At 46.6% G+C, this 23,233-nt stretch carries 14 protein-coding genes and 1 pseudogene; 10 read left to right on the top strand and 5 right to left on the bottom strand.

The features are described from left to right. Window positions 1–140: 140 nt before the first annotated feature. On the bottom strand, window positions 141–725 hold the full coding sequence (locus D0A34_11640) for a hypothetical protein (GenBank protein UNU19434.1): 585 nt from the start codon (window positions 723–725) through the stop codon (window positions 141–143). A gap of 528 nt (window positions 726–1,253) precedes the next feature. On the opposite strand from D0A34_11640, the gene D0A34_11635 reads away from it, so the two are divergent. The 8 genes and pseudogenes from D0A34_11635 (at window position 1,254) to D0A34_11600 (ending at window position 14,133) form a co-directional block, all read left to right on the top strand. Next, window positions 1,254–3,227, top strand: coding sequence for a HAMP domain-containing protein (locus D0A34_11635; protein UNU22256.1), 1,974 nt, complete (start codon window positions 1,254–1,256; stop codon window positions 3,225–3,227). Window positions 3,228–3,304: 77 nt separating this feature from the next. Continuing rightward, complete coding sequence (locus D0A34_11630; GenBank protein ID UNU19433.1) at window positions 3,305–3,883, top strand: ATP-binding protein; 579 nt, start codon at window positions 3,305–3,307, stop codon at window positions 3,881–3,883. Window positions 3,884–3,929: 46 nt separating this feature from the next. Continuing rightward, window positions 3,930–4,274 carry a hypothetical protein gene (locus D0A34_11625; protein UNU19432.1) on the top strand — a complete coding sequence of 115 codons (345 nt, stop codon included), beginning with the start codon at window positions 3,930–3,932 and terminating at the stop codon, window positions 4,272–4,274. A 70-nt stretch (window positions 4,275–4,344) separates the two neighbouring features. Continuing rightward, window positions 4,345–5,820, top strand: a complete 1,476-nt coding sequence (locus D0A34_11620; GenBank protein UNU19431.1) for a PAS domain-containing protein — start codon at window positions 4,345–4,347, stop codon at window positions 5,818–5,820. A gap of 551 nt (window positions 5,821–6,371) precedes the next feature. Continuing rightward, a pseudogene (locus tag D0A34_11615) lies at window positions 6,372–6,623 on the top strand (XRE family transcriptional regulator). Between the two features lie 42 nt (window positions 6,624–6,665). Beyond that, complete coding sequence (locus D0A34_11610) at window positions 6,666–11,498, top strand: PAS domain S-box protein (protein UNU19430.1); 4,833 nt, start codon at window positions 6,666–6,668, stop codon at window positions 11,496–11,498. Between the two features lie 165 nt (window positions 11,499–11,663). Beyond that, a complete protein-coding gene (locus tag D0A34_11605; GenBank protein ID UNU19429.1) occupies window positions 11,664–13,313 on the top strand; it encodes a peptide ABC transporter substrate-binding protein in 1,650 nt (549 codons plus the stop codon). Window positions 13,314–13,473: 160 nt separating this feature from the next. After that, window positions 13,474–14,133: a pentapeptide repeat-containing protein gene (locus tag D0A34_11600; protein ID UNU19428.1), complete on the top strand. Its 660-nt coding sequence runs from the start codon at window positions 13,474–13,476 to the stop codon at window positions 14,131–14,133. Window positions 14,134–14,324: 191 nt separating this feature from the next. Here D0A34_11600 and D0A34_11595 read toward each other — a convergent pair whose 3' ends face one another. The 4 genes from D0A34_11595 to acnB form a co-directional block, all read right to left on the bottom strand. Continuing rightward, window positions 14,325–14,705 carry a cupin domain-containing protein gene (locus D0A34_11595; GenBank protein UNU19427.1) on the bottom strand — a complete coding sequence of 127 codons (381 nt, stop codon included), beginning with the start codon at window positions 14,703–14,705 and terminating at the stop codon, window positions 14,325–14,327. 84 nt (window positions 14,706–14,789) lie between these two features. Then, window positions 14,790–15,245: a nucleic acid-binding protein gene (locus tag D0A34_11590; protein UNU19426.1), complete on the bottom strand. Its 456-nt coding sequence runs from the start codon at window positions 15,243–15,245 to the stop codon at window positions 14,790–14,792. A 9-nt stretch (window positions 15,246–15,254) separates the two neighbouring features. Next, window positions 15,255–15,611: a hypothetical protein gene (locus tag D0A34_11585; protein UNU19425.1), complete on the bottom strand. Its 357-nt coding sequence runs from the start codon at window positions 15,609–15,611 to the stop codon at window positions 15,255–15,257. 163 nt (window positions 15,612–15,774) lie between these two features. Beyond that, window positions 15,775–18,390 (bottom strand): bifunctional aconitate hydratase 2/2-methylisocitrate dehydratase, encoded by a 2,616-nt coding sequence (gene acnB / locus D0A34_11580; GenBank protein UNU19424.1) that lies wholly within the window; start codon window positions 18,388–18,390, stop codon window positions 15,775–15,777. 152 nt (window positions 18,391–18,542) lie between these two features. Between acnB and D0A34_11575 the strand changes: the two genes are divergently transcribed. Both D0A34_11575 and D0A34_11570 read left to right on the top strand, forming a co-directional pair. Next, window positions 18,543–18,860, top strand: coding sequence for a hypothetical protein (locus tag D0A34_11575; protein UNU19423.1), 318 nt, complete (start codon window positions 18,543–18,545; stop codon window positions 18,858–18,860). A gap of 101 nt (window positions 18,861–18,961) precedes the next feature. Further along, entirely contained in the window at window positions 18,962–23,089 is a 4,128-nt protein-coding gene (locus D0A34_11570; GenBank protein ID UNU19422.1) for an EAL domain-containing protein, read from the top strand. The last annotated feature ends 144 nt before the right edge of the window (window positions 23,090–23,233 follow it).

The following is a 23,233-nucleotide window of genomic DNA, read 5'->3' as shown; positions in this document are numbered from 1 at the left end:
ATTCACTCTTTGTGGAACAGGCATCTTGCCTGTTCCCAGAAGCCCACAACAAACTTCCAACAAGAAAATTCACTCTTTGTGGAACAGGCCCAAAAGCCTGTCCCAAAACGAAACTTATATTTCATTTCACAGGGGTACATTTACCTAGCTAACTTTTTTTCCAAACGCAAGATATTTCCCCTAGCATTAGTACGGTAAACCCAAGTTTGCCTACCATCAGAAACCACAACCCGCCAACCTTCGACAATCATTTGACCGCAAATTTCATCCGCTTTGGAGAGTCCTAAACAAGTATTCGGCCAACTTTGTCCGCTCGATTCAGTTACTTTCAACTTGTCAGCAGCAATGCCAGTGGAGTCCGACAACTCTCGCCGGACTGCTGCTGCTACGGTTGCGGGCAATTTGTTCGGGGGATTTTGGCGTGTAGCCTCGGCCAATTTGCCCGGTTCGGAAATTAGAGTATTAAGTGCCAATACCGAATAGCTGATTTTTGGGGGCAGCGCTGCTGAGGAAAATTGCTGCGCGGTTTGCTGCTGTTGCTTTTCCAACTGGGCAAGGGAATCTTTGAGAGCGCCCGCGTTCGCCGCAGCGGTGTGTCTTAGCGCCGGATACATTTCCCATACCAGAATTCCTGTCAGCACCAAAGCCAAGATTACAGGATTGGGCTGCTTTTGGTCTCGGTTTTTATTCTGGGGAAACTTATTTGTGGAGATTCTTTTCATCATACGCCCTCTGCCTCACTTTACACAATGCGCGATCGCTCCTGAACACTCAACTGCAGATACTTATTTAGGCACTTTTGCTGATGCTGCTAGTTCCTTTGTGCAGAACTAACTTGACTGCTGGTGCGGCCCAAGTATTTCCTACTCGCGGCCGGCAGTTGTGTTTCAGGAAACTTGCACTACCCAGTTATCACTTAATTTTTACTTTTTGTCTCGGGGTATTAAGAAAAATTTATGCTTAAGTAAATATTCTTAAAATCCTCTAATTGTGTCCCACAATCTCAGTACGAATGACTTTTCATCGTTCCAAAACTGCTAAAGGTGTTTTAGACTGTGGTAGGCGAGCTGAGCCGACGAGATGAAAGGGATGCCACAAAACTTGTTGCAACAGGACGGAAACGCATTATAAACTAAGCTAGCTATCGCTGATTAATTGTATTAGCATTATTGTTTTTTAGAGCGATAGTCCCGGGAAATACTTTAGTAGCCAACGTTAGTTTTTTAGTTCAATATTTTTCAAATCTATCGATTATGAGTAGAAAATCCCTGGGAATCCATTTAATGAATCGGTTGAGCTATCCTCAAAAATTTACCCTAATCGGTTTTCTATTTGCAATACCGTTAACCTTAGTCATGTACCTGCTGATTTCCGAAATTAATAGCAGGGTTGATTTTGCCCAAAAAGAAATTTACGGTAATGAATACCTGCGCCCGCTCCGCCAGTTGAGGCAATACATACCTAAACTTCAACTGTTAAATTATCAGCCTTTAAATACCAATTTAAGCCCGCCAGATACGATAGCAGATTTAGAAGCTAAGATTGACGCGAACTTTCAATCCCTGGTATATACAGATCGTCAGTTACGAAAAGAATTAGTTTCTAGCGAGTATTTTAATAAAATCTATCACAAGTGGCAAAATTTTAAACTTCGTCGCAGCCATTGGAGTAGAGAAACTTACGATTTTGTATGTCAAACTTTAACAGAAGATATTAATAGATTGAGCGCTCACGTCGGCGATATTTCCAATCTCATATTAGACCCTGATTTAGATACCTATTATTTAATGGATGCAACTTTGCTGAAGATTCCAGAAATGCAAAAAATTTTATCAGAAATTAGACTAATTTCTCAAAAAAACAGCTTGCTTTCCTATGCCAAACCTGAAACAAGAGCAAAACTGATTACTTTGGCTGGCAAATTGAGAGAACTTAATCATGATTTAGCAATCAATATGGAGGTAGGATTTAGCAATAATCGTCACGGGAATCTGCGATCGAAATTAAGCGATAAATTGACAAAATTTAACTCGGTAGTAGATCTGCTAACCGCGCAACTAGATAAACTGATTAATCCCACAGCCTTAGTGGAATATTATGCCTATCTTGATGGAAGCGATAGAGTTCTGGATTCGAGTTTTGAACTATGGGACGAAACTTCTAAGGAATTAGACTTCTTACTGCACAAACGTATTGAGACTTTTATTACAAAAAAAATTTTTATTTCGGTTTTGGTGTTAATAACTTTACTAATAGTTATTTATTTATTTGTAGCTTTTTACAGAAGCGTTATGCAAACTGTATTTGTCCTAGACGAAGCCTCAAAAAAGATGGCAAGTGGCAATGTAGATCACAAAATTATTTTGGATAACAGAGATGAACTGGGGCAAGTGGTGGCTGCGTTTAACAAAATTGCCGATGCCTTAGTTGCTGCTAATCAAGAAATTACTGTTCTCAACGATCGCTTAAAAGCTGAAAATCTCCGAATGAGCGCAGAACTAGACGTTACTCGCAAGATTCAGCAGATGCTGCTGCCGAAAGACCGAGAACTCAAGGAAGTTACGGGCTTAGATATTGCGGGATTTATGGAAGCTGCCGATGAAGTAGGCGGCGACTATTACGACGTACTCCAGCACAAAGGTAGAGTGAAAATTGGCATTGGCGACGTGACGGGACATGGATTGGAGAGCGGCGTTGTAATGATTATGGTTCAAACGGCCGTCCGAACTTTGCTCGCTTACAATGAATCAGACCCGGTTAAATTTTTAAGCGCTATTAACAGTGTAATTTACGATAACATCCAGCGGATGAAATGCGACAGAAACGCTAGCCTTGCCTTGCTCGACTATCAGCAGGGAATGCTGAAGTTGAGCGGCCAGCACGAAGAAATGATTGTAGTGCGGTCTAACGGTTGTGTAGAGCGGTTTGATACGATCGATTTGGGTTTCCCGATCGGACTGGATGCAGATATTGCTGAATTTGTTGCTGAAACAATTGTGCAGTTGTATTCAGGAGATGTGGTAGTGCTTTACACTGACGGGATTACGGAAGCTAAAAATATGGATAAACTGCTTTATGGTTTAGAGCGGTTAATTAAGGTAATAGAGATTAATTCGCAGCGTTCGGCTGCCGAAATCAGGCAGGCTGTAATTAACGACGTGCGATCGCACATCGGCGAACAAAAAGTTTTTGATGACATCACATTGCTGGTACTCAAACAAAAATAACTACTTGGATATCCCTTCTAAAGTTTAAAATATATTTAGTGATGCCCCTCATCTCAAACTTTAGCTCTTACACCGATATGACCCAGATTTTCGGCGATTTCATCGAGCAGCCCGCTAGCCAAGAATACTTAATAATGGGATTTTCTCCGAGTTCGGTTCCTCTCAAGCAGCGGTGGCGGAACAACGGTTTGTCGGCGGATTTTCTCGCTGACTACCTGACGACTTTTTTTCCGCGCAACGAAGACGATCCCTCGACAATTGAAAGACAAGCTGAAATAAAAGGCGCTGTTAGCTACATTGCCAACGAGTTATTAGAAAATGCCATGAAGTTTAATGATGAAACCTCGGAGTACCCGATCGATATTAAACTGCAATTAGAGAGCGACGGTGTGATTTTCTCAGTTGCTAACAGCATCTCTCCGCAAGCTGTGGACAAGTTTCAGGCTTATATTCAGCAGTTGCTGTCCTCGGAGCCAAGCGAACTTTACCTTCAGCGGCTGGAAAAAAATGCTGCTGACGAAAGCTGTACCAATTCTGGATTGGGTTTGTTGACCATGCTCACCGATTATACTGCTAAACTTGGCTGGAAATTCCAGACCGTGCACCAAGACCCGGAAGTAATTGCGGTGACAACTATGGTGCAATTAACAGTATAAGCAACGCTGGTGATCGATAATATCTAAGGGACTTTTTTTTGTGGCTATGGAAATTAATACAGAAGATTACCAGATCTGTTACGATCCAGCAACGGCAACCGTGAGTTTTCTTGGATCTCTAAGACTGAGCGGGCCTGCAGAGTACACGCCGATAGCGCAGTTGCTGACGAAGGCTGCCGACGTGGAACCGACGAAAATTACCCTCAATTTGCAGCAGTTAGAATTTTTGAACAGTTCGGGCATCAATATGCTATCGAAGTTTATTATCGAGGTCCGCAAAACAGCCAGGGTGCAATTGGCGGTACAAGGTTCTCAAAGCATAGCTTGGCACGGTAAATCTTTGAAGAATTTCCAGCGCCTGATGCCTGGTTTGCAGTTGGAATTTTTCTAGAAACACGATTACTTTTAGGGCGCGAGCTGTTGAGAATTTTTTTGTTAGTCGAGGCGCAAATTCTCGAGTTATGCTGGAAGAACAACCATCTAGAGAACAGCTACTTTTAGAGATAGAAAGATTGCGCCAGCAAGTGGAAGACTTGAAGGAGGAAAAAGCGGATCTGGAAATCTTGCTGGAAACTACTGCTCAACATTCCGATACGGTTGAAAATGAGTTGCGATATCGCGCATTTGAGGCGGTGCGCGAAGGCGAAATCAAGCTGGCTCAATTTCTTGAAGCGATTCCCATAGGTGTGCTCGTGCTGGATTCTCAAGGCAGACCTTACTACGTAAATAACGCCGGAGAGCAGTTACTCGGTCAAGGAGTTTTGCCCTTAAATGCAGTTGAGGATTTGTCAGAAAGTTATCAAGTTTATATTGCGGGAACTGAGACTATTTACCCTTTCGAGAATTTGCCGATCGTCCGAGCTTTGAGGGGCGAAAACGCGACGGCTGAGGATCTGGAAATTCATCACCCCCACAAGAAAGTTCCCCTTGAGATTTGGGGAACGCCAATTTTTGACGAGGGTGGCAAAGTTGCTTTTGCGATCGCAGTTTTTCAAGATGTCACGGAACGCAAAGAAGCTGAAGCAGATCGCCATTTATTTATTAAGAAACTATTTGATCTTAATCAAAATTTAGAAAAATCCCTGGATGCCGAATCAGAGTTAACTGATGCCTACGGTAGATTTGTGCCTCACCAATTTCTAAATTTGTTGGGATATGAAAGTATTATAGATGTCAATTTAGGCGACCAAGTGCAGCAGGAAATGTCGGTGCTCTTTTCGGATATTCGCGATTTCACGACGCTTTCAGAAACTATGACTCCCCAACAAAATTTTAAATTTATTAATGCTTATCTTTCGCGGATGGAGCCTGCCATTACTAGCAATAACGGGTTTATTGACAAATACATCGGCGATGCAATTATGGCTTTGTTTAGTGACTTTGCAGATGATGCAGTGAAAGCGGGTATTGCAATGCTAAATATCCTGAAAAATTACAACGAATACCGTCAAGGCGTCGGCTACGTCCCGATTCAAATTGGAATTGGCATCAATTCGGGTTCTTTGATGCTGGGGACAGTCGGGGGTAAAAGCCGAATGGACAGCACTGTGATTAGCGATGCTGTTAATCTAGCATCTCGCATTGAAGGATTGACCAAAGATTACGGCGTACCTCTGTTAATTTCTCAGCAGACTTTGGAACGGTTGCGAAATCCGAACGATTATGCTATTAGGATTGTGGATAAAGTACAGGTAAAAGGAAAATCTCAATATGTCGTAGTATATGAGGTATTTGATGCAGATTCGCCGGAAATTCTGTCGGCCAAGCTAGCAAATTTGCCTGTATATAATGAAGCTATGTTATTGTGCGATCGCAAGGATTTCCGAGAAGCGGGGAAATTGTTTGAAGAATGTTTGCGGACAAATCCGAGCGATCAGGTAGCTCGCATTTACCTGAAACGCTGTCGGGATTGGCGATCGCTCCTCAAAGGAATTTAAAGCAAGTTAGTCGATTTTAGATTTATTCCACAGAGGAATCTGGGACATTAAAGTTTGGTCTAAAATTTTGAACTGCTTACAACTCCTGTCGGAAAGCAAGTATCCATTGTTGGGCGGAGTCATGAATCATGAATCATATCCAATCCGGTTACATCCGAATAATATAACTAACAGTCGCCAAGGCTGTTAGGACAGATACTAGAGATAGTCCCTCGTCTTGATAATGTTCAATCCGCTCATGGCCAAACTCTACAGTTACGACTTGCGTCACAAAGTCATCCCAGGCCCGAGAGCTTTCTGGGATGAAGAAAACTCAAGCCTATGGCGTGTTTAAAATAAGCCACAACACCATCAAAAATAGAGCTTTTAGGGCAAGCATAAACGAGAGACTTTCCAGCAAAGCCAAACCGTCCCCGGTAATAGACGCGCGTTTGTAAGCTGAAGCGTTTATATGTTCAAGTCGCAACAACTAAAACCTATCTTGAGAGAGATGACGGACCTCCGGGATCTGTCAAAGGTGTACAATATAAAAAGCTTTATACCTGTTAATTCTGAGGGCTCTCAAAAAAATAGAACGGCTGAGGGCGGAACAACCAGCGATCGATAATTGGGGGCGAGAACTGGGGCAAGCGCTGAAGCTGTCTCAGAAAAAGTTGGCGGATGAATGAGGGATGACCATTCCCACGATTAATCGTTGGGAAAATGGACACGCTATCCCTTCTCGCTGGGCACTCGAGCAAATTTACATCTTGCTGGATGAGTTAGGTAATTCGCCTTACTGCATTCGCGAAGCGTTGCAGTAAGGCGCTGGGAGCAAGATATTTTTCGGATAAGGAGTACAAAGGGTGAGTTTAGAGGGAATCAACAGCATTTTCAGAGTTAGACTACTTCCCTATGGTGTGGCGACCCTCTCCGTGGCACTGGCACTGGGGCTAACGCGATCGCTTTTACCGTGGATATACCCAACCACGACGCCCCTGTTTTTCATCGCGGTGATAGTAAGTACCTGGTATGGCAGTTTAGGGGCTGGGTTGCTGGCAACAATTTTATCCACGCTGGCAATCAACTATTTTTTTATTGAGCCGTTCTATTCGTTACAGATAGCTAATGTAGAGACAATAGTTCGGTTGGGTATGTTTTCGATCGTGGCAGGATTGATCGCTTCACTCAATCTATCGTGGCGCACTGCTATAAAAAACGCGAAAGCAGCCTTGCAAAATTTACAGGAGGCAATGGAACTAGAACAACAGGTGCAGGGCGAAGCAGCACAAGCTGCGACGACTGAGGCAAAAGAACAGCTAGAAACGGTACTTTCTAGCATCAACGATGGGTTTTACATCCTCGATCGCGATTGGCGCTACACCTATGCCAACGATCGCTACTGTGAAATGGTTGGAATGCCGCGGTCAGCGATTCTGGGTCAGAACGTTTGGGAGCTATTTCCCGCTGCCGTTGATACCGATGCTTACGTGCAGTTTCATCGGGCAATGCGCGAACAAACGTCGCTTCAGTTTGATTATCTCTACTCTCCTTGGAATGGTTGGCACGACCATCGAATTTACCCTTCCTCCAGTGGACTGACCGTTTTGCTTGCTGACATCACCGATCGCAAACAGGCGGAACTCATCCTAATCGAGCAGAAACGACTGCTGGAGTCGCTCGCATTCGGACAGCCACTAGACGACTGTCTGGCAGCCGTGTGTGTCTCAGTATCCAGGCTAAATCCGAGTACCCGCGCCTGCTTCCTGCTAGCCGACGATCGGCGACTGACGTTTAACGCTTCCATTACTCCAGACTTTCCACCGTCTTTTGGTGAAGGACTCAAGGATGCTCCGATTAACGATTTGTGCATGGGAACCTGCGGCGAAGCAGTGTATTGCGGTCAGCCCGTGACCTGCGCCGACATTGCCAACGACGATGGCTGGTCGCAAGCATGGCGAAATTTATGCGTGGCTCATGGCATTCTAGGGTGTCATTCTCAGCCCGTGATCGGGCAGGACAATGTAGCTCTGGGGTCGCTGATGCTTTGCTTTAGCGAGGCGCGGAGGCCGACGGATTGGGAATATAAACTCGCCGAGTTCGGCACCCAAGTTGCCAGCATCGCCTTCGAGCGAGATCGATCGTTCCAGGCGTTGCGCGAGAGCGAAGAACAGCTCCGATTGGCTTGCGAAGGCGGCAATTTTGGTTTGTGGTATTTGGATATAGAAACAGACGCGCTGAGTTTTACGGATAGAGCCAAAGCGATGTTTGGTTTACCCGTCAATACAGCAATGTCGCTGCAGGTGTTTTTAGAAGCCGTGCATCCCGACGATCGCCCATTCGTTCACACCGTCATCAGTGAGCTAAAAGCGAATCAAGCGCATACTGAAATAGAATATCGGACGCTTTGGGCAGATGGCACCGTTCGTTGGATTTTGGCAAAGGGCGATTGCGCCTACAACGCTGAGGGCATCCTAATTTCGACGCGGGGCGTATTGATCGACATCAGCGATCGCAAACAAGCCGAAGAAGCGTTGCGTCAAAGCGAAGAGCAGAGTCGGAACATTCTTGAGAGCATTGATGATGGATTCTTCTCCCTTGATGAGAATTGGCGTTTCACTTACATGAATCGGTCAGCAGAAATTCTGCTAGACCGCACTTCGGGCGATCTGATGGGGAAGAATTTGTGGGAAGAATTCCCAGGACTCGAGGGCAGCGAGTTTGAGCGGGTTCATCGGCGCGTGGCAAACGAGCGCGTGGCCTTATCAGTCACGGCGTTTTATCGCGATCACGATCGGTGGTATGACGTTCGCACCTACCCTGCCGCGAACGGGATTACCATTTATTTCCGAAATGTTACCGATCGAAAACTTGGCGAGGAGGTATTGCAACAACGAGAAGCAGAACTTCGTTTAGTCACCAATGCCGTGCCTGCCTTGATCTCCTTTGTAGACTCAGACCAACGCTACCGCTTCCACAATCGAGCATATGAAGAATGGTTTGGACTTCAGGCAAAAGAAATCTACGGCAAGCATCTCCCAGAGGTTTTAGGCGAAACGGGGTATCAAGCGGTTCTTCCTTATGTTGAGCAAGTCTTGGCAGGAGAGGAAGTGACCTTTGAAAGTCAAATTCCCTACAAAAATGGTGTAACCCGTTATGTCAATGCAACCTATGTTCCCCGCTTCAATAGCCAGGGAAAAGTTGAAGGGTTTGTAGCACTGGTCAACGATATCACCGATCGCAAACAAGCCGAAGCCACACTACGGGAAAGTGAGGCAAGGTTCCGGCTGATGGCAGATGCTGCCCCTGTGCTGATTTGGATGTCGGACACCGATAAACTCTGTTATTACTTCAACCTCCCGTGGCTAAACTTTACGGGGCGGACGATCGAGCAAGAAAGGGGCAATGGTTGGGCACAAGGAGTCCACCCCCACGACCTCGATCGATGTTTAGGCACTTATGTGACTGCCTTTGATGCCCGTCAACCGTTCAAGATGGAATATCGCTTGAAACGCTTTGATGGCATATACCGTTGGGTTATGGATGAAGCTGTTCCTCGCTACGGATTGGAAGGTGAGTTCTTGGGCTACATAGGCTCTTGTGTTGATATTGAAGACCACAAGCAAGCTGAGGAAGCCCTGCGCCAGAGTGAATCTCGCCTCCGTCTGATCTTTGAAAGCGCCAAAGATTATGCCATCTTTACCCTCGACCTTAACGGCATCATTGCCAGTTGGAACTCAGGGGCAGAAAGGTTGTTGGGCTATACCGAGACAGAAGCAATTGGTTGCTCGATTCGGATGATCTTCACGCCCGAAGATAACGAACAAGGACAAGCCGAGTGCGAGAGGCAAACGGCTCTACTGCAAGGACGGGCCGAAGACGAACGCTGGCACGTCCGCAAAGATGGGAATCGCTTTTGGGCCAGTGGATTGATGATGCCCCTGCTTAATGAAGCCGATTGTCCGCAGGGATTTGTCAAAATCATGCAGGACAAGACCGCACAACGGCAAGCAAGTGAGCGACTGCAATTGCTTTATGAAACTACCCGCGATCTGTTGAAGACACAACAGCCTCTGGCTTTGATGCACACGCTATTCCGCAAACTTTCAGTGCAACTCGATCTGCACTGTTACTACAACTTCATGGTGGAAGAAAAAGACAACCGCCTGATGCTGCATTTGAGAAACTACGATGGCCTCTCTGAAGAAAGGGCGCAGGCGATCGCATGGATCGAATTAGGTGAATATCTCTGTGGACTGGTTGCCCAAACGCAGCAGCAACTTGTCTTGAATCAAGCCCAAATTTCCACTCATCCAAATGCTAAAGCCATCTCTGAAATGGGCATCACGGCTTACGCGGGTCAACCGTTAATCGCTCAAGGGCGGTTATTAGGAACGCTCTCATTTGCCAGTCGGACTCGGACGCACTTTACACCTGCAGAAATCGAGCTGCTGCGATCGACCTGTGACCAAATTGCGATCGCTCTGGAACGGGCAAGCCTGAACGATTCACTCCAGCAGCAAGCGGAACAGCTAAGACAGGTAAATCGCATCAAGGATGAGTTTTTAGCGGTACTATCCCATGAATTGCGATCGCCCCTCAATCCCATTTTGGGCTGGTCAAAGCTGCTGCAAACTGGCAAGCTGGATGCGGCGAAAACGGCACAGGCGTTAGCGACGATCGAACGCAACGCCAGGCTGCAAAGTGAACTGATTGAAGATTTGCTCGATGTCTCGAAAATTCTTCAAGGCAAGCTCAGTCTTAATATGCGTCCAGTCGATTTAGCTTTAACGGTGGAATCGGCGATCGAAACCGTCAATTTGGCTTCAGTTGCCAAATCCATTGATATTCGGACTGTGTTAGATCCTCAGGTGGGACAGATTTTGGGGGATTCGGGCCGTTTGCAGCAGATTGTTTGGAATCTTGTTTCCAATGCGGTCAAATTCACCTCAGCCGGAGGGCGCGTTGAGGTGAATTTGACTCGTGTTGGTAATCAGGCTCAAATTACGGTGGCGGATACAGGGATTGGCATCGCACGGGAGTTTTTACCCTATGTGTTTGACTACTTCCGGCAAAAAGATGGCGCTACAACCCGCAAGTTTGGTGGCTTGGGATTGGGGCTGGCGATCGTGCGCCATCTAGTCGAACTGCACGGCGGCACCGTTGTCGCAGATAGCCCGGGTGAAGGGCTAGGAGCTACCTTTACCGTAAGACTGCCCCTATCAGGGAAGGTAAAGGGACAAGAAAACTCTCTTGCAGGACTTTCCGAACGATCGACTGCGGATGAACCGTTATCCGGGATGCGGATACTTGTGGTAGATGATGAGCCGGATATGCGAGACTTGATTTCCTTTTTGCTAGAAGATGCAGGTGCAGAGGTAGTGACGGTGGCTGTCCCTCAAGAAGCCCTCACAGCGTTGACTAATTTCCAGCCAGATGTCCTGTTGAGTGACATTGGAATGCCGGGGATGGATGGCTATATGCTGTTGCGCCAAGTGCGATCCCTGCCGCCAGAACGGGGTGGGCTGATTCCCGCGATCGCCCTGACTGCCTATGCGGGCGAGTTTAATCAACAGCAAGCTTTGCAAGCTGGATTTCACCGACATCTGGCAAAGCCGATCGAACCGGATCAATTAATTAAGACGATCGCCGCTCTTCTTAGCAAGAACACTCATGACCCAGCAAGCTATAAAAATTGAGCCGAAGGAGCTCAAACCGATCAAACATCACCAAGCTTTTAAGTTGCTGTGGTTAAGCAGCGATATTTGTATTACAGGAGAATCTACAAATAAATCCGGTTTCTAGTCTAACAGTGCGTAAGTCCTGATAATATAATCAATAATTTGGAGTGTCAAAAAAAGACGATGGGAATTAACAAGCAGCAGCCTAGAATACATATAAAACCTTCAGTGATTAAAGCGATAGCTCTGTTCTTTTTGTGCTGCTTGTTAACTGCAAGTTGCGGACAGGGAGCACGTCGATCAGTGACTGCGACCGGCGAAAATGCTAATAACCGCGTTACTATTGGCACAACCTTGAAATTGCGGACGATCGATCCTGCGGACGGTTACGAAACCTTATCAGGACAATTGCTGCGGAATTTGGGCGACACTCTCTACGCTTACAAGTCGGGAACTACTGAGTTAATCCCCCACTTAGCGACAGCAATGCCAAAAGTTAGCCAAGACGGATTGACATATACAATCCCCTTGCGTCAAGGCGTTATTTTTCACGACGACACACCGTTTAACGCCGCAGCAATGGAGTTTTCCTTGCAGCGGTTTATCAAAAATGGTGGCAGTCCGGCTATGTTGTTGAGCGATGCAGTAGAATCGGTGAAAGCCACGGGCGAATACGAATTAACTTTTCAACTCAAAAAGCCTTTTTCTGCTTTTACTTCCCTGTTGACATTTTCCGGTATGTGTGCTGTTTCTCCGAAAGCTTACGAGATTGGACAGGGTAAATTTAAACCCGATACGTTTGTGGGAACTGGACGTTACAAGCTGGCGAAGTACGGCAGCGATTCTCTCAAGTTTGACGTGTTTGAAAAGTATTGGGGGGAAAAGCCGGTTAATCAAGGAATTGACATTTTGCTGCTTTCTAGTTCCTCAAATTTGTTCAATACTTTTCAGACTGGTGCAGTCGATGTGGCTTATTTGTCTCTGGATGCAGACCAAGTTCAAAGCTTGGACGAGGGAGCAAAAAAAGGGAAATGGCAGGAAATCGCGGGGGAAAGCAGTACGGTTAGTTACATGGTGCTGAATATGCAGTCTAAACCGCTGGACAAGTTAGAAGTGAGGCAGGCGATCGCAGCAGTGATGGATCGGCCCATGATTAACGAGCGCGTACTGCGGGGACAAGCACAACCACTTTACAGTCTGATTCCCACAACCTTCGACGTTCAAAAACCGGTTTTTAAAGAATTGTACGGCGATGCCAACACCACAAAGGCTAAGGAACTTTTAACGAAAGCGGGATACTCGGCCACAAATCCTTTTGTTCTGCCACTTTGGTATCCTTCATCTTCCACAAAACGAGCTTTAGTGGCGAGTATGATCGAGGCGCAAGCTAAACTCAAAATGGATGGGATAATGCAGGTAGAAATTAACAGCGTTGAATCTCCGACTTTGTTTCAAAACATAGAGAAGGGAATTTATCCTGCGGTTTTAGTGGATTGGTCCGCCGACTTTTTTGACGCTGACAATTACATCCACCCGTTTTTAGATTGTGCCACAGGTTCGGAGGCTGGGGGCTGCTCCAAGGGTCAAAGTCAAGGTCAAGGTTCGTTTTATTATAGCGATCGGGTAAATCAACTGATCGACAAGCAGCGCAAAGAAACAAACCCTGAAACCCGAAAAGGCATATTTGCCGAAATTCAAGACGTACTGGGTCAAGATGTACCCTTCATCCCTCTTTGGCAGGATAAGGACTATACTTTTGCTCAGAACAGCATTATCGGCGTCCGTCTCGAACCGACGCAATCTTTTCCTTTTTGGTTCCTGAAAAAGCAATAATTCTTTACAATAATTTTGAGGAGTTTAAAACTCAATAATTATTGCAGGTTTTGTGCACAATAGGGTGATGATTGTCACAGTTTCTCAAAGAGACTGATCACCCTAACCTCTTTAATAATGTGGGATATTATTTAAGAGAGATATTGCGGAGGGTGGGTATATGAAACTTGGAATTTTAACAACAACAGGGCTGGTAATTGCGATGGGTTTTGCCTCGGGAGTAAAGGCAGAAAACGTATCCCACGTCAAGCAACTATTAGAAACTAAAAAATGTAACCAATGTGACTTGACAGGAGCGCAACTTGCTGGTATGAATCTGAGCGGGGCAGATTTGAGCGGTGCGAATCTCAGAGGTGCAAATTTGAACGGTGCAAATTTGGACGAAGCCAAACTGAATGAAGCAAATCTGAAACAAGCTAAATTGCAAGGTGCGAGTTTAATAGGGGCTAAAATGCACGGGGCTAATTTGGAGAGTGCTGATTTGAGTCGCGCTAATTTGAGTCTGGCGGGTTTAGTGATTGCCAGTTTGAAAAATACCAATCTCACCAGCGCTAATTTAATCGGCGCTAATTTAGAAAGCGCCAATTTGGCGGGTGCGAACCTGAAAAATGCTCGCCAGTCTGTAGCGAATTTAGCTAATGTCAGCCTCAGAGGCGGCAGTTTGTCGGGGATAGACGTACAGGGAGTCAACTTGCGGGATGCAAATTTGACTAATGCAAATTTGCATGGTGCAAATTTGAACGGTTCAGACTTGACAGGTGCTAATTTAAAGAATGCCAATATGGCAAATGTAGATTTGAAAAACGCTTCTTTGCCGTAGGACGATCGCCAATTGCTATATCAAATTCTGGTGCTTAACAAACTTAATATAATAAGGTAGGGGCAATTCTGTAATTGCCCCTACAGTTTTAATTGTAGGATTTATCTTGTTTCCGGTCGCTGCGTGGGTTATTGTTCGGTGTGCGAAGCTTGTCGCTGGCCTCTGCGATTGCTTCATATTATAATGTGGGATCAATCTTCCTCGTGAGCATCTTGCGGGAAACGGATAATATCATCCTCGCCCAGGTATTCGCCATTTTGGATTTCAATCATCACCAGGGGAATAACGCCTGGATTTTCTACGCGGTGAGCAGTATTCATGGGAACGTAGGTTGACTGTTTCTGCATGAGAATCGTCTCTTTGTCGTCGCAAATAACTTTAGCGGTTCCAGAGACGACTACCCAATGTTCGCTGCGGTGATAGTGCATTTGGGTTCTGATGTGATGCCCCGGTTTGACTTCAATGCGATTGATCTTGTAACGATCGCCCGCGTCTATGACTGTCACTTGACCCCAAAACTTGGTTTGTGTGCGATCGTCCATTTTTTCGATTGTGTCCACTGTTTCCACCATGCTGTTTATCTCGCTAACGGTGTCTGTAAAAATATCTGTAGTTGAAAGTATAGCAGGGATTAGGTAAGTACGATGATTTAAAGATTACTGAATTAGTCGCCACTCGCGAGCATCAACAAATTGCGACAAATGTCCCACATTTGTTTTAGCAATTACCACCTCATTGCCTTCAGTTGCCTCCAATATTGCTTGCGCCCCCAAAATCACACCCCCGTCAAGTGCATTGGCTTCTGCGGTTGGTCTTCCCCTCCTTCTCGAATCAGCCCACAACTGAGCCGCTAAAAGCATTACCTCTGTAGTCAAATGACGGTAGGGAAGTTGCGATTTAAGTTCATCAAGTCGTCTAATGCCGGCCGCCTTACTTGCACGAATTAATTCGCGCCTCACCTCATAGTCCGCAATTTCAGGGAGTATTACAATGTAACCTTTCAGTGGCAAAGATTGCAGCCAAAGTTTGCTCTCTTGATAAAAAGGAGAGGTGGCTTTGGGATTGGTAACAATTCCTAAAGGCCCAGAATCTAACAACACTATTCTGCTCATGGAATGCTCTTATATATGCACGGGGTTGTTTTCTAGTGCCTTGCGGAGAACTTCAGCGGTTTCTGTTTGCTCCTGTTCATCTCCATCGTCAACCCAAGACTGTAGCAATTTGCTCAGAGCTTCGTGCTGCTGTACGGGATCTATGGTCTTAATTTCGTCTGTAGCTTTTATCGAAGTATCGAAGGTTCCTGGCTTCATTGTTACTGTTTCGCGAAATAGCCGAATCATCTGAAGTAAGTTTGGCCAATATTCTCTCGGAGTTTGCTGAATCTCCCGCAAAAAATCTACAATTTCTTCGCCTATGCGAGTTTCTGGCGCTGAAGTTGCTGTCCCTTGGCTTTCGCTGATTAAAGCTTGCTCAGGCATAATCACTTTTCTCCTTTCTCAGATTTATATAAAGTTCGATTGATTTACGAAAAGGGGATGGGGCCGGGTCGATCAATATCCTGGATGTGAATTAGAGATGCAGGCGTGAACCCCTACTCATATTATAAAAAAAGGGCGAGCGAGCGCTCGCCCGCCCCACTTTTTACTTGCTCAATACACCATCGGGAATTCCCAAAATATCCTCAATTCGAGGCATATCTTCCAAAGCAATCACTCGCCCTTCATCCTCAAAACCAGCAATTTGATCGAAATTCAAATACCGATACAAATCGCCAGCAAAAGGATCGATTCTCTTCGCCACAATCTCATTGTATTCTTGGACTGTAGGAATGCGACCTAACAGCGAACAAACTGCCGCCAATTCCGCTGAACCAAGATAAACTTGTGCATCTTTGCCCATGCGGTTGTTAAAGTTGCGAGTAGAAGTTGAAAAAACCGTTGTGGCATCTTTAACCCGCGCTTGATTGCCCATACAAAGACTGCAACCGGGCATTTCTGTGCGAGCTCCAGCGGCTCCAAAAATGCTGTAGAAACCTTCTTCTTTGAGTTGCTGTTCGTCCATCCGAGTTGGCGGACAAATCCACAGGCGAGTTTTCACTTCCCCTGCACCTTCCAACACCTTTGCAGTGGCGCGGTAGTGACCGATATTTGTCATGCAGGAACCGACAAATACTTCGTCAACGCGATCGCCCGCAACCTCACTCAACAACTTAACATTATCCGGGTCATTGGGAGCAGCCACAATGGGCTCTTTAATCTCGTTCAGATCGATCTCGATTACCTCCACATATTCCGCATCAGCATCAGCCTCCAGCAGTACCGGATTTGCCAGCCATTCCTCCATCTTCGCTACCCGGCGCATCATCGTCCGCGCATCTTGATAGCCCCGCGCCACCATGTTTTTCAGCAGCGCGACATTAGAACGAATGTACTCAGAAACAGTCTCCACGCTCAGTTTAATCGTGCATCCAGCACAAGAACGCTCAGCAGTCGCATCGGTCAATTCAAAAGCCTGCTCGACCTTCAAATTCGGCAAACCTTCAATCTCCATAATCCGCCCAGAAAAGATGTTTTTCTTGTTCTGTTTCTCGACGGTTAGCAAACCTTTTTGAATTGCTACATAGGGAATGGCATTCACCACATCCCTGAGCGTTACTCCCGGCTGCAATTCACCTTTAAACCGCACTAAAACCGATTCCGGCATATCCAAAGGCATGACGCCCAAAGCAGCAGCAAATGCCACTAATCCCGAACCCGCAGGAAAGGAAATTCCCAAAGGAAAACGAGTGTGAGAATCGCCGCCAGTTCCCACTGTATCCGGCAATAACATTCGATTCAGCCAGGAGTGAATTATGCCGTCTCCGGGACGCAAAGCTATGCCGCCCCGCTCTGAGATGAAATCGGGTAATTCATGGTGAGTTTTGACATCAACTGGTTTCGGATAAGCGGCGGTGTGGCAGAAACTTTGAATTACCAAATCGGCGCTAAATCCCAAACAAGCAAGTTCTTTCAATTCGTCCCGAGTCATCGGCCCGGTGGTATCTTGCGAGCCGACTGTTGTCATGACTGGTTCGCAAGATGTACCGGGACGAACGCCGGACAAACCGCAAGCTTTGCCTACCATTTTTTGTGCTAAAGTGAAGCCTTTGCCCGTATCTACTGGGATTGTAGGACGGGTAAAAATAGTGCTGGGTTCTAGTCCTAAAGCTGCGCGAGTTTTGTCCGTTAAAGTTCGTCCAATTAATAGCGGAATTCGACCACCGGCGCGAACTTCGTCTAAAATGGTGTCGGGTTTGAGGGTGAAGGTGGAGATGATTTCTCCGGCTTCGTTGGTGATTTCGCCTTTGTATGGATGGATGGTAATTACCATTCCTGTTTCCATTTTGGAGACATCGCATTCGATCGGCAAAGCGCCGGAATCTTCAGCGGTATTGAAGAAAATCGGGGCGATCGCACTTCCTAAAATATAACCGCCACTGCGCTTGTTAGGCACAAACGGAATATCATTGCCAATGTGCCACAGCACAGAATTAATCGCCGATTTCCGCGAGGAACCGGTGCCGACAACATCACCAACATAGGCTACGGGATGGCCTTTTTGCTTCAAGTGTGCAATGGTTTGCAAGGTTCCTGGCATCTTACTCTCCAGCATCGCCAAAGCGTGCAGGGGAATATCGGGCCGCGTGGTAGCATCAGGTGCTGGCGACAAGTCGTCAGTATTCGTTTCTCCAGGAACTTTGAGCACTGTAACGGTAATCGCTTCTGGCAACACAGGACGACCCGTAAACCACTCGGCATCCGCCCAAGAATCGACTACCTGCTTGGCGTAGGGATTGGTATCAGACAAAGCTATAACGTCGTGGAAAGCGTCGAATACTAACAACGTTTTGCTCAGTGCCCGGGCTGCGGTGGCGGGAATGGCGACCTCGGCAGTGGGATTAAGTAAATCGATTAAAGATTGGACGTTGTAACCGCCCATCATTGTCCCCAGCAGGTAAACGGCCCATTTGGGAGCAATTAGGGGGCTGTGGATTTCCCCTTTAGCAATGCCCGTTAAAAAACCAGCTTTGACGTAGGCGGCGTTGTCTACTCCGGGCGGGACGCGATCGCGCAACAATTCTATTAACGTTTCTTCTTCTCCAGCCGGCGGATTTTTCAGCAGTTCACACAGTTCCGATGTTTGCTGGGCGTCTAGCGGCAACGGTGGAATTCCCAAAGCCGCCCGTTCGGCAGCGTTACGGCGGTAAGATTCAAGCATTTCTCCTCTCTCCTCGGATAGTATTCGGTGGTTGTTTGCAGGTGACTTTACTTTTTAGATTAGGAGCTTCCGCTGCACATTGGGTAAAGTACCTCGCTCTTATCAAAACTTAACGCAACTTTAAAAACTGTAGATTTTCATACCAAAGGCAGATGTGTTCTCCACCGGGAGTGCAGGAGATCAAACTCCAGTCGAGTAGTGTAGAGGCCGTCAGTTGCATTGTTGTGGTTAAGATTAATGTGTTGTGGGCTACTGTCGATCGTCCTCTGCATCCATCCCTGACAACTAAAGCTAGGGAAGCATTTGTCAATGAGCAATTGTGCTCAGAATTTACTCGGATTGTGGGTACAAAACTCAGATTGGCGCGATCGAGGAATCATGCCGAGCAGCATATTTATGCCGACCCACTCCCAAATCGCGAATTTTCTACTCCTAGAAAAGCAGTTTTTTTGAGTAATCTTACTGATTGACAAATGAAATTAAGTCTTCAGTTGTTACCAATGCTCTGCATCTGAAATCGTCATTTACCACAAGTTTAAAAAAGTTATCCTGCTAATGGATCGATTAAAAAATGGAAAGTTTTATCCCTGAAAACTCTGAAGACTATCACGGCTGGGCCTCCCAGCCAGACTTGTACAAAGAGCCGCAAGGAACCAAAGAATTACTGCTGACGATCGCCAACTCAATGCCGATGCCCCTGATCGTCAGCAGTCTGGCGGACAGCACAATTCTTTATAGCAACGATTTATGCCGTGAGGCTTTCGGGTTCACAGGATTCAAGTCGATCGACCGCCAAAAAGCCGAAATGCTCTACCACAACCCCGCAGACCGCCAGGAACTGCTGGTGCGACTCGCCCGCAACGGACACGTCCGCGAGACAGAAGTCCGCCTCAAAAAAGCTGACGGCACGCTGTTTTGGGCAAGTGTATCAATGCGGTATCTGACATTGGTGTCGGGGAAAGCTGTTCTGTCGGTGTTCAGCGACATTACTGATCGGAAACGAGCGGCCGCGAAGGAGCAGGAATTGCTCACGTCAATCCACTCGCGGGCCCGCCAGCAAGCGGCAGTCGCTTACTTGGGGCAGCAGGCCCTGGCCGAAACAGATTTGTCTGCACTGATGGACAAAGCTGCGGTTTTAATTGCTCAAACCCTGGACGTTGATTATTGTCAGTTGTTAGAACTGTTGCCCTCTGGTCATGCTTTTCTGCTGCGAGCGGGGGTTGGCTGGCAGTCGGGCCTCGTCGGCAGCGCTACTGTTGCCGCTTCTGCCCGATCGCAAGCAGGTTACACATTGCTAGTGGGCGAACCGACAATCGTCGAAGATTTGCGGGTGGAAACGCGCTTTAGCGAGTTGCCGCTACTGCATAACCACCGGGCTGTCAGCGGCGTTACTGTAATTATTCCCGGCAATCGAGGACTGGGGAGCAACTGGGGACAAGCAGAACCAACGAACAGTTCCTCCTCGCAGGCCTGGGGCATTTTGGGGGTTCATACCAGCCAAAGGCGGGTTTTCAGTCAAGATGACGTTTATTTTGTAGAAGCGATCGCCAACTTGTTAGCTGCGGCGATCGAGCGCATTCTATCGCAAGAGCGCTTACAAATGATGGAACGGGCGATCGAAAGTTGTAGCAACGGCATTGCCATCACCGACGCGACAGTTGCAGATAATCCGATTATTTATGTAAATCCCAGTTTTGAGCGGATTACTGGTTATCGCAGAGACGAGTTAATGGGGAAAAATTGCCGATTTTTGCAGGGGACAGACACTCACACTCCCGCTGCCAAACAATTGCGAGTTGCGATTGAAGAAGGCAGAGAATCTCAAGTTATATTACGCAACTTTCGGAAAGACGGCACGCCTTTTTGGCACGAACTGTCGATCGCTCCGGTTTACAACTCGCGGCGACACTTAACCCACTTTATTGGAGTACAAACAGACATTACCGACCGCCAGCGTTCGGAAGAAGAATTATTTTTAAATTCTCAAGCTTTAGCAGCTTTTAGCGCTAATCTCAAACACTTGCACCGGATTACAACTTATCATTATCAAAACTTTGAAGAACTGGTTGACGATTATCTAACAGCAGGCTGTTTGATGTTTGGACTTTCTAGGGGGATCATGGCTGAAGTTGACCGCGAGACTTTTATTGTCCGAGCAGCGAAAACAGATTTAGAATACTTAGTGCGAGGTTGTGAATTGAACCTCAGCGATACTTACTGCGCTGCCGTCATTCAACTTAACAAAACAGTTTCGTATTCTCATATAGGAGTAGTTCCTGAGATGCGAAAACATCCAGCTTATCAAAAATGCCCCTCGGAATCTTACATCGGAACCCCGATATTTGTTAATAACAAAACTTACGGGACTTTGAGTTTTAGCTCTAGAGAAATAAAGAAAAAGAAATTTCAGTACGAGGAAATAGAAATTATAGAATTGATGGCTCAAAGTATTGGCAAAATTCTGGCGGTTCACCAAATGGAAGTCGAACGCCAGCAGGCTGAAAAAGAGCGATGCGAGTTGATAGTATCTCTCAAAGAAAGTGAAGAACGCTATCGCCGTTTAGTAGAACTATCTCCCGAAGCGATCGCCGTTCACAGTCAAGGGAAAATCGCCTACATCAATGCTGCCGGCGCTAAACTCCTCGGTGCGAACTCTCCCGAGGCGCTAATCGGCTTTCCGGTATTGCATTTCGTCCATCCAAACTATGTGGAAACAGCCAGAGAGCGCATTCGGCTAGTCGAGACAGAAAATCAGCCGCTCGACCTTGCCGAACAAAAACTGATTCGGTTCGATGGACAAATAATAGACGTTGAAGTTGCGGGCATCCCCGCTACTTATCAAGGCTCGACCGCCGCCCAGATTATTATCCGAGATGTCACCGAGCGCAAGCGAGTAGAACGGGAACTGCTGCACGGCGCTTTTCACGATGCGCTGACAGGTTTGCCCAACCGCCTTTTGTTCCTAGACAGGCTAGGACAAGCCATCCGCCGATCCAATCAGTCCCCCGATTACAAATTTGGTTTACTTTTCCTAGATTTAGACCGCTTCAAAGTAGTTAATGATTCTTTAGGACACGTTTTAGGAGACAAACTGCTAATCGCCCTCGCGCAGCGACTGCAAACCTGCGTCCGGGTTTCTGATACCGTCGCCCGGCTGGGGGGAGACGAATTCACCATCCTGCTAGACCACATTCAGAGCCTCAGCGACGCCACCCTCGCAGCTAAAAAGATACAAACAGAACTGACGAAGCCGTTTCATCTTGAAGGGCACGAAGTATTTACCACCGCTAGCATTGGCATTGTTTTCAGTCGAGGCGACGCCACCGCCAGTGGCGAATCAAATTCGTACACTCACCCGGAAGAATTCCTACGCGATGCTGACATCGCTATGTACCGCGCTAAAGCTTTGGGTAAGGCGCGCCACGAAGTCTTTAATTTGGCGATGCACGACCAAACTATGTCGCTGTTGCAGTTAGAAACTGACCTGCGGTTGGCTATTTTGGGCAAGGAGGAATTAGGGGAGACAAAAGATCAATGTTCGCACTTTATTTTGCACTACCAACCGATTGTTTCGATCGCCAGCGGTGCGATCGAAGGTTTTGAGGCCTTAGTGCGCTGGCACCACCCAGTTCGGGGTCTAGTTCCGCCGTCTACTTTTATCCCTGTAGCTGAAGAAACAGGTTTGATCGTGCCTCTGGGAGCCTGGGTGTTGCGGGAAGCTTGTCAGCAATTGCGGATTTGGCAAGAAATGTTAACGGAGGAAGAGAGAAGAAGTCCAATGGAAGTCGGAACAAAACCCTTCGACTCCCTTCGGCTTCACTTAGGGCAACTCGCTCAGGGTAACAAAAATGAAGAAGGCGCTTCGACTTCGGTCACGGTGACAACAGGGAAGAGGGCAACGGGCAATGTAGGGGATTTAGATGTAACAGATACAGGGAATGAGGAACACGGAACTTTTACTGAGCGTAGCCCCAGTATTGGTCACAGGCAAGAAAGAATCGGTAAAAAATTACCAATTCCCAGCTACCAATTCCCGATTAGCGATTTTCACTCCTCTATTACCAATTCCCAATTCCCAATTACCAATACTTCGGCTACGTTCCGTACAAGTTCCCAGGTACCAATTCCGAATTTTAAATTACCAATTATTGCTCCTTCGCAATTAACAATGAGCGTCAATCTCTCTCCTAAACAGTTAGGTATGCCGAATTTAATCGAGGAAATCGATGAAATTTTAGCAGAAACGGGCTGCGATCCGAGCTGTTTAAAATTGGAGATTACTGAAAGCGCGATCGTGGAAAATGTGAAGAAAGCCAATATTGTGCTAGCCCAATTAAAAGCTAGAAATATTCGATTGTCGATCGACGATTTCGGTACTGGCTATTCGTCTTTGAGTTACTTGCACCGTTTTCCGCTGGATACACTGAAGATCGATCGATCTTTTGTGAGCCGCTTGGGGGCTGTCGAAAATGGTGACGACGGGGGTCAGCCTTTGCAGATTGTGCGGGCGATCGTAACTTTGGCTCACAATTTGGGATTGAATGCGATCGCCGAAGGTGTAGAGACAGGCGAACAGTTAGCACAGCTTCGAGAACTCGACTGCGAATTAGCTCAGGGATATTGGTTTTCTAAACCTTTGGACAGTTCCACCGTGACCCAAATGCTGATAAATCTCGGTAATATAGAAATTATGGACTGAGTGAGGTACAGATTGGTAAATGGTGCGTCACCCCGTGAAGACATTTTTGCTACAAACTCACAATCTCAAAACTGATGCACCAGGGAATAAATGGTGCATCAAAATTAGATTTTCGCTGATGATATCAAATCGGTTAGCATCTGA

Source organism: Microcoleus vaginatus PCC 9802 (assembly GCA_022701275.1).
Classification (GTDB): Bacteria; Cyanobacteriota; Cyanobacteriia; order Cyanobacteriales; family Microcoleaceae; genus Microcoleus; species Microcoleus vaginatus_A.
This window is presented reverse-complemented; position numbering and strand designations above follow the sequence as displayed.